Raw genomic sequence first — 7898 nt, forward strand, 5'->3', positions numbered from 1 at the left:
ACGATGAGTAGTGCGGTCGCAGCAGATGTGCGGCCGATCCTGCGGCATGGCGAAGACAGGCCGAGGCCTGTGGCCACGCAGTTCGACCAAATGAAGAGCGCCTTTGCTTTGGTTACTTTCATTTGGCGCGACAAATGAAAGTGACCCGCCCGCCGGGGCGGACTCCCGGCGCACCCGCTGGAAGTAGGAAGAAACACACCACGCGAAGCGGGGAAACATGAGCACCGGGCTTCGATACCTCAGCCTGAGCGAGCGGTGACGTGCGAGCGGGAAGACCCGCCTGAGCGGTGACGCGCGGCCAGCCGAAGCACCGGCCTCACACCTGCATGTTCATGATCTCTGAGTAAGCCTGAACCAGCTTGTTGCGCACCTGCAGCGTGGCCTGGAAACCGATCTGCGCTTTCTGCATGGCGACCATGGTTTCTTCCAGGCTGACCGTGGGGTTGCCCAGCTGCACCTGCCGTTGCATCTCGGTCGCCTGGTTCTGGCTGTCGCTCACCGAGCGCAGCGCCTGAGTGAGCTGCTGCTGGAACCCGGCGCCGCCCACCGCCTTGGTGGCGTTGGCCAGCGGCAAGCCATTCGTCCCCAGGCCAGCGCGCGCGGCGGCCTGGGCAAAGTTGACGGGCTTGAGGGTGACATCCATGAGACGGAACTTTAGGGCTTTGTGTAAGCAGGGATGTCTGGAACTGGCCGCTGTTTCGGAGCCTGTTCAAGTCATCCCGACCCCTCAAGTTTCCAAATAATCGTTCCCATTCGGGCGACTCTGTCTGCCCTTCGCTGTGGACGATGACCCCCAAGAATCACATGGACAACGCAATCGCCATTGCCAACCCCAACCCCCTCGCCAACCCGGGCGCCGGCTTCGGTGCGCGCCTGGCGGCGCTGCCGGCCAAGAGCCGCCTCGGCCTTGGCCTGGGCGTCGCCGCCCTGGTGGCGGTGCTGGCCGCGCTCACGCTGTGGAGCAGCCAGGGTGACTACAAGGTGCTGTACGCCAACCTGTCCGACAAGGACGGCGGCGCCATCATTGCCCAGCTCTCGCAGATGAACGTGCCCTACCGCTACACCGAAGGGGGCGGCGCCATCCTCGTGCCGGCGGCACAAGTTCACGACCTGCGCCTCAAGCTCGCCTCGGCCGGCCTGCCCAAGGGTTCGGTGGTCGGCTACGAGCTGATGGACGGCGCCCGCTTCGGCCAGACGCAGTTCCAGGAGCGCCTCACCTTCCAGCGCGGCCTGGAAGGCGAACTCACCCGTTCCATCACCGCCATGCCCGCCGTGCAGAACGCCCGCGTGCACCTGGCCCTGCCCAACCAGAACGGCTTCTTCCGCGAACAGCAGAAGCCCAGCGCCTCGGTGATGCTGAGCCTTTACCCCGGCCGCACGCTCGACCGCGCCCAGGTGGCCGGCATCGTGCACCTCGTCTCCAGCAGCGTGCCCGAGATGAACCCCAAGGCCGTGAGCGTGCTCGACCAGACCGGCGCGCTGCTGTCGGGCGCGAACGATGCAAGCTCCGGCACCGGTCTCGATGCCAACCAGCTGCAGTACGTGAACCAGATCGAGGCCAGCTACACCAAGCGCATCCTCGACATCCTGGAGCCCGTGGTCGGCCGCGACAACCTGCGCGCGCAGGTCACCGCCGACGTCGACTTCTCGCAGACCGAATCGACCTCCGAAGAGTTCAAGCCCAACCAGGGCGCCAATGCCGAGGCCAGCGTGCGCAGCATGCAGACCAGCGAACAGCAGGGCAGCAACGGCACGGGCGCCACCGGCATCCCCGGCGCCACCTCCAACCAGCCGCCGGTGGCCGCCACCGCGCCGCTGACCGGCGCCTCGCAGCCGCTGCAGACGGCGCAGGGCGGCGCGGCCGGCGGCCAGACCAACAGCAGCCGCAACGCGGTGACCAACTACGAAGTCGACAAGACCGTGAAGGTGACGCGCAACGCCACCGGCACCGTGAAGCGACTGAACGCCGCGGTGGTGGTCAACCACATCACCAAGACCGACGCCAAGGGCAAGACCACCACCGTGCCGCTGACCGGCGAGGAAGTGGAGAAGCTCAATGCGCTGGTGCGCGAGAGCATCGGCTTCAAGCAGGAGCGCGGCGACTCGGTGAAGGTGATCAACGCGCCCTTCAAGGTCGAGGCTGCACCCAAGGACGACACGCCGCTGTGGAAGCAGCCGCAGACCATCGACCTGATGCGAGCCGCCGTGGTGCCCGCGGCGCTGGCCCTGGTCGCCCTGGTGGTCGTGTTCACGCTGATCCGCCCCGCCCTCAAGGCCGCGCTGCAGCCGCCGCCCGCACCGGAAACCCGCGAGGCCCTGGCCATCGTCGATGACAAGGATGCGATGCCCGAGCCGGAACCCGAGTTCCTGCGCATCGAGTCGCCCAAGGTCAGCGCCCAGCTGAGCAGTGCGCGCACCTTCGCCAAGGAGAACCCCACGGCCGTGGCGAACATCGTGCGCGGCTGGGTGAATGGCGACACGCTCAAGTCATAACGAGAACAAAGCATGGACGCACAAGGACTGGAAGACGCAGCGATTCTGCTGATGTCCCTCGGCGAGGAAGAAGCCTCCGAGGTGTTCAAGCACCTCACGCCGAAAGAGGTGCAGGGCCTGGGCGAGACCATCGCCCGGATGAAGAGCATCCCGCGCGAGAAGGTCGAGGGCGTGCTGGAGAAGTTCGCGACCGTTGCCTCCGAGCAGAGCATGTTGGTGACCGACACGGACGAGTACGTGAAGTCGGTGCTGCGCAAGGCGCTTGGCGAAGACAAGGCCAACCTGCTGATCGACCGCATCCTGCAGGGTGGCGACGTGTCGGGCATCGAAAGCCTGAAGTGGATGGACGCCAACTCGGTGGCCGAGCTGTTGCGCAACGAACACCCGCAGATCGTGGCTGCCATCCTCGTTCACCTCGACTTCGACCAGGCGAGCGGCGTGCTCAAGTGCTTCACCGAGCGCCAGCGCAACGAAGTGCTGGTGCGCGTGGCCACGCTCGACGGCATCCAGCCCTCGGCGCTGAAGGATCTGAACGAAGTGATGAGCAAGGTGCTGGCCGGCGGCGACAAGCTGCGCAAGGCCAGCCTGGGCGGCGTGAAGACGGCCGCCGAGATGATCAACCTTCTGGGCGGCAGCGTCGAGACCGCGGTGCTCGACTACATCCGCGAAGCCGACAACGAGCTGGCCCAGAAGATCATGGACAACATGTTCACCTTCGACGATCTGGAGAAGATCGACGACAAGGGCATCCAGCTGCTGATGAAGGAAGTGCAGAGCGAATCGCTGGTCATCGCGCTCAAGGGCGCCACGCCCGAGATGCGCGAGAAGGTGTTCCGCAACATGTCCACGCGCGCCGCCGAGACGCTGCGCGAAGACCTGGAAAGCCGCGGCCCGGTGCGTGTCTCCGAGGTCGAGGCCGAGCAGAAGGAAATGCTCAAGATCGTGAGACGCCTGGCCGACGAAGGCCAGATCATGCTGGCTTCGGGCGGGGACGATGAGTTCCTCTAAACCGACACGTCCTGCACCGCCGCCCAACGGAGGCGCTGCACCCAAGCCGGCGTCGGCCTACGCCCGCTTCATCCCCCGCGAAGAGCTCAACTCCTTCGCGGCCTGGAAGCCGGGTGCGCTCTCGGGCGGCGAAGGTGCGCCGCAGGCGCCCGTGCAGCGCGCCGAGCCGCCGGCACCGCCCGCGCCGCCCAAGCCATCGCCGGCCGAGGAACTGGCCGTCCACGTCAAGGCCGCCCGCAGCGCCGGCTACCAGGACGGCTACCGCGACGGCCTGGTGGCGCTCGAAGGCTTCAAGCAGAGCTACGCCGCGCAGATCACCGCGCAGATCGGCACGCTGATGCAGTCGACCGGCCAGCAGCTCGATGACCTGCAGCAGGACATGGCGCGCGCGCTGGCCGTCTCGGCCACGCACCTGGCGCGCCAGATGGTGCGCAGCGAACTCGCTCAGCGCCCCGATCTCGTGGTGGCCGTGGCGCAGGAGGCGGTCGACACGCTGCTGCTCAGCGCCCACCACATCACCCTGCGCGTGCACCCCGACGACCACGCCCTGGTGGCGCAGGGCGCCGCCGACGTGCTGGCCGCGCGCGGCGCACGCCTGCTGTCCGACGCCAGCATCACGCGCGGCGGCTGCGTGGTCGAGTCCGACATCGGCGTGATCGACGCCAGCCTGGAGGCCCGCTGGCGCCGCGCCGCGGCCTCGCTGGGCATCGACGAAGGCTGGAGCGGCGCCGCCACGGCGGAAGAAGACGAGGCCGCTGAATGAACACCTCACCTCTCGAAGCCCACGCCCTCGCGAATGCCGAGAAGTGGCACCGCTACCTGGGCAACCTGCAGACCTTTGCCGCCGAGCCCGTGCCGCTGGAAACGCAAGGCACCCTGGTGCGCGTGGCCGGCCTCGTGCTCGAAGCCGCCGGCATCCGCGTGCCCGTGGGCTCGGTGTGCCAGATCCACATGGACGACCACCACAACCAGCCGCCCGTGCTGGCCGAGGTGGTCGGCTTCTCGGGCGACCGTGCCTACCTCATGCCCACCAGCAGCGACGTGCAAGGCCTGGCCAGCGGCGCCCGCGTGGTGCCGCGCCCCTCGCCCATCGTGCCGCTGCAGCTGGGTGCGGCCAACCACCCCTGGCGCCGCGGCGAAGACCGCACGCAGCACCTGCCCGTGGGTGACGGCCTGCTCGGCCGGGTGATCGACTCGCACGGACACCCGATCGACCGCAAGGGGCCGCTGGCCAACGTGCACAAGGAGCCGCTGGTGCGCCGCCCCATCAACGCGATGGACCGCGACCCCATCCGCCAACCGCTGGACACCGGCGTGCGCGCCATCAACAGCATGCTCACCGTGGGCCGCGGCCAGCGCATCGGCCTCTTCGCCGGCACCGGCGTGGGCAAGTCGGTGCTGCTGGGCATGATGGCCCGCTACACCGCGGCAGACGTGATCGTGGTCGGCCTGATCGGCGAGCGCGGCCGTGAAGTGAAAGAGTTCATCGAAGACATCCTGGGCGAAGACGGCATCCGCCGCTCCGTCGTGGTGGCTGCGCCGGCCGATGCGCCGCCGCTCACCCGCATGCAGGGTGCCAACTACGCCACTGCCATTGCGGAGCACTTCCGCGACCGTGGCCTGCACGTGCTGCTGCTGATGGATTCGCTCACCCGCTACGCCATGGCGCAGCGCGAGATCGCCCTGGCCATCGGCGAGCCGCCGGCCACCAAGGGCTACCCGCCGAGCTGCTTTGCCAAGCTGCCGCAGCTGGTGGAGCGCAGCGGCAACGGCATCCACGGCGTGGGCTCGATCACCGCCTTCTACACGGTGCTCTCCGAAGGCGACGACCAGCAGGACCCGATCGCCGATGCGGCGCGAGGCATCCTCGACGGCCACATCGTGCTCAGCCGCGAGCTGGCCGAAGCCGGCCACTACCCGGCCATCGACATCGAGCGCTCGATCTCGCGCGTGATGAACAACGTGAGCGAGCCGACCCACATCGACGCGGCGCGCCGCTTCCGCCAGCTCTACGCCCGCCACAACAAGGCGCACGACCTGATCCAGCTCGGCGCCTACACGCCGGGCCACGACGCCGAACTCGACACCGCCGTGCGCCTGCACCCGCAGATGGCCAGCCTGCTGCAGCAGGACATGCACAAGCCCGCTTCCCTGCCCCAGAGCCTGCGCGAGCTGCGCGGCGTGGTGGGTCAATGATTTCAGGACGTGAACCATGACCACGAACAACCCTTCGCTTGATCCCTTGATGGCGCTGCTGGGCCAGGCCGAACGCGAGCGCGACGATGCGCTGGCCGCCATGCAGCGTGCCAACGAGTCGCACGTTGCGGCGCAGACGCAGGCCGAGCAGCTCATCACCTACCGCAGCGAGTACGAAGCGCGCTTCCGCGAGCAGTTCTCGCGCCAGAGCTCGATCGAGATCCTGCAGTGCTACCAGGGCTTCAGCGCCCGCCTGGGCCAGGCCATCGATCAGCAGCGCCAGATCGCTGCCCATGCCGCGCTGCGCCTGGAGCAATCGCGTGAGGCCCTGCGCGGCCAGGAGATGCGCGTGGCCTCGGTGCGCAAGCTGCTCGAACGCCGCGTGCAGGAGCTGCGCCTGGCCGCCGACCGCCGCGACCAGAAGCAGACCGATGAATTCGCCGCCCGCGCGGCCTGGAACCAGTTGCAGCAGCGCCCCCTGTCGCCTGCCGCCTGATCCGTGCCCGCCAGACCCTTGCGACTGACCTCTTCATCCGAGTTGCCGCCATGACTGCTGCCATCCTCTCGTTCGCTGCCCCCGCGCTGCCCCCGACACCGCCTGCCCCTCCCGCACCGGCCACCCCGCAGCAGGCCGACAACGGCTTCGCCAAGATGCTGAGCCAGCGCCAAGCCATGGCGCATGAGCCTTCGGCCCGCCACAGCGAGCCGGTGAAGAGCAGCGACGAGGGCGAGGCCGCGCAGCCCGCCGCGCAACGCAGCAGCAACACCCAACGTTCGCAATCGGCCGAGCGCCAGCCCGCCAAGGCCGAGAAGGCCAGGCAGCCCAACGCCGAAACCAAGCCTGCCAAGACCTCCGACGCGCCCAGCGCCGAAGAGAAGACCGAAGCCGCCAAGGACAGCGAACCGGTCGACCCGGCGCTGTCCGACTGGCTGGCCGCGCTCAACCTGCCCGTGCCGGCCGCGCCGGCCGAAGTTGCCGCCGGGGGTGCCAGAGCGCAGGCCGATGACGAGGCCGACGGCCACAGCGGCAAGCCCGGCACCGAGATCGAACTGACCGGTGGCGCCGACAAGCGCGCCGGCAAGACCGAAGACGAGCCCACCGAGCGCCTGCACGCCGCGCGCGACAGCCGCGGCAAGCCCGACGCCGTGGCGGCCGAGAAGACCGCCAGCGCCGGCGAATGGCAGGCCGCGATGGAGCGCTTGCACGCCCCGGTCGAGACGCCAGCCAAACACGAAACACCGTCGGTGGCCGCGCTCGGCGCTGCTGCGCCCGCGGCCGGCGCCCAGCGCACCGAGGCCGCTGCTGCCCCCGTGGCGGTGGCCGTGCCGACCCCCGTGAACACACCCGAGTTCGCGCAGTCGCTGGGCGTGCAGGTGAGCGTGCTCGCCCGCGACGGCATCCAGCAGGCCGAACTGCACCTCAACCCCGCCGAGATGGGGCCGATCTCGGTGCAGATCGCGCTCGACGGCACGCAGGCGCAAGTCAACTTCGGCGCCGATTCGGCCGCCACGCGCCAGATCATCGAAGGCGGCCTGCCCGAGCTGGCAGCGGCCTTGCGCGATGCCGGCTTCACCCTCTCGGGTGGCGGCGTGCACAGCCAGGCCCGTGGGCGCGATGGCGAAGGCTCGGGCTCCGGTGATGGCTCGGGCCGCCATGGTGCGTCGTCAGGTGAGAAGGAAGTCACGGTTCAGCGCAGCACCGCACGGGTGTCGGCCGGCGGCGTCGATCTCTACGCCTGACGAATGCCATCCCGGCCTTCGCCGGGATGACCCCATCGGGGTGGTGAAGACCGACTTTCCCCCCGCTTATCGAGCCATCGAAAACCGCCCCGGTTTTCATAATTTCCTTCATTGCAGCCCCTTTGCGGGCCTGCCATTGAAGGAGCGTCCATGTCCACTGCTGCCGCCACTGCCGATGTTGGCGACGCCCCCCAGAAGGGGAAGAAGAAGCTGATCATCATCCTCGCGGCCGTCCTGCTGCTGGTCCTGGGTGGTGGGGGCGCGGCCGTCATGGTGATGAAGAAGAAAGCGGCCGCCGCTGCCGCCGAGGAAGACGAAGACGAACCCGCGGCCGTGGTCGAGAAGCGCAAGGACCACGCCAAGCACCCGCCCACCTTCGTGGCGCTCGACCCCTTCGTGGTCAACCTCGCCGACAAGGAAACCGACCGCTTCGCGCAGATCGGCATCACGCTCGAAGTCGA

7 protein-coding genes and 1 pseudogene are annotated in these 7898 nt (G+C 68.6%); 7 read left to right on the forward strand and 1 reads right to left on the reverse strand.

What is annotated here, in order from left to right; translation table 11 throughout:
- Window positions 1-316: 316 nt before the first annotated feature.
- Window positions 317-643 carry a flagellar hook-basal body complex protein FliE gene (fliE, locus tag VFL64_RS15785; RefSeq protein WP_489541331.1) on the reverse strand — a complete coding sequence of 109 codons (327 nt, stop codon included), beginning with the start codon at window positions 641-643 and terminating at the stop codon, window positions 317-319.
- A 161-nt stretch (window positions 644-804) separates the two neighbouring features.
- Here fliE and fliF point away from each other — a divergent pair, with 161 nt between their 5' ends.
- From fliF to VFL64_RS15820, 7 genes and pseudogenes are all read left to right on the forward strand, one after another.
- Window positions 805-2493 (forward strand): flagellar basal-body MS-ring/collar protein FliF, encoded by a 1689-nt coding sequence (gene fliF / locus VFL64_RS15790; protein ID WP_489541332.1) that lies wholly within the window; start codon window positions 805-807, stop codon window positions 2491-2493.
- A gap of 12 nt (window positions 2494-2505) precedes the next feature.
- Window positions 2506-3501 carry a flagellar motor switch protein FliG gene (gene fliG, locus VFL64_RS15795; RefSeq protein WP_489541333.1) on the forward strand — a complete coding sequence of 332 codons (996 nt, stop codon included), beginning with the start codon at window positions 2506-2508 and terminating at the stop codon, window positions 3499-3501.
- Complete coding sequence (locus VFL64_RS15800) at window positions 3488-4264, forward strand: FliH/SctL family protein (RefSeq protein WP_489541334.1); 777 nt, start codon at window positions 3488-3490, stop codon at window positions 4262-4264. Before fliG ends, VFL64_RS15800 begins: the two co-directional genes overlap by 14 nt.
- Entirely contained in the window at window positions 4261-5697 is a 1437-nt protein-coding gene (fliI, locus tag VFL64_RS15805) for a flagellar protein export ATPase FliI (RefSeq protein WP_489541335.1), read from the forward strand. The genes VFL64_RS15800 and fliI overlap by 4 nt, the downstream gene beginning before the upstream one ends.
- Window positions 5698-5713: 16 nt before the next feature.
- Window positions 5714-6193, forward strand: coding sequence for a flagellar export protein FliJ (fliJ, locus tag VFL64_RS15810; protein ID WP_489541336.1), 480 nt, complete (start codon window positions 5714-5716; stop codon window positions 6191-6193).
- 50 nt (window positions 6194-6243) lie between these two features.
- Window positions 6244-7437, forward strand: a complete 1194-nt coding sequence (locus tag VFL64_RS15815; protein ID WP_489541337.1) for a flagellar hook-length control protein FliK — start codon at window positions 6244-6246, stop codon at window positions 7435-7437.
- Window positions 7438-7587: 150 nt separating this feature from the next.
- Window positions 7588-7898, forward strand: a pseudogene (locus VFL64_RS15820) (flagellar basal body-associated FliL family protein); the annotation flags it as partial.

The sequence above is a fragment of the Rhizobacter sp. genome (assembly GCF_035702065.1).
Classification (GTDB): Bacteria; Pseudomonadota; Gammaproteobacteria; order Burkholderiales; family Burkholderiaceae_C; genus Rhizobacter.

Bases quoted from the DNA above. Each gene is read 5' to 3' on its own strand.
- fliE (WP_489541331.1), bottom strand. From the start codon at position 643: ATGGATGTCACCCTCAAGCCCGTCAACTTTGCCCAGGCCGCCGCGCGC.
- VFL64_RS15815 (WP_489541337.1), top strand. From the start codon at position 6,244: ATGACTGCTGCCATCCTCTCGTTCGCTGCCCCCGCGCTGCCCCCGACA.
- fliG (WP_489541333.1), top strand. From the start codon at position 2,506: ATGGACGCACAAGGACTGGAAGACGCAGCGATTCTGCTGATGTCCCTC.
- fliI (WP_489541335.1), top strand. From the start codon at position 4,261: ATGAACACCTCACCTCTCGAAGCCCACGCCCTCGCGAATGCCGAGAAG.
- fliF (WP_489541332.1), top strand. From the start codon at position 805: ATGGACAACGCAATCGCCATTGCCAACCCCAACCCCCTCGCCAACCCG.
- fliJ (WP_489541336.1), top strand. From the start codon at position 5,714: ATGACCACGAACAACCCTTCGCTTGATCCCTTGATGGCGCTGCTGGGC.
- VFL64_RS15800 (WP_489541334.1), top strand. From the start codon at position 3,488: ATGAGTTCCTCTAAACCGACACGTCCTGCACCGCCGCCCAACGGAGGC.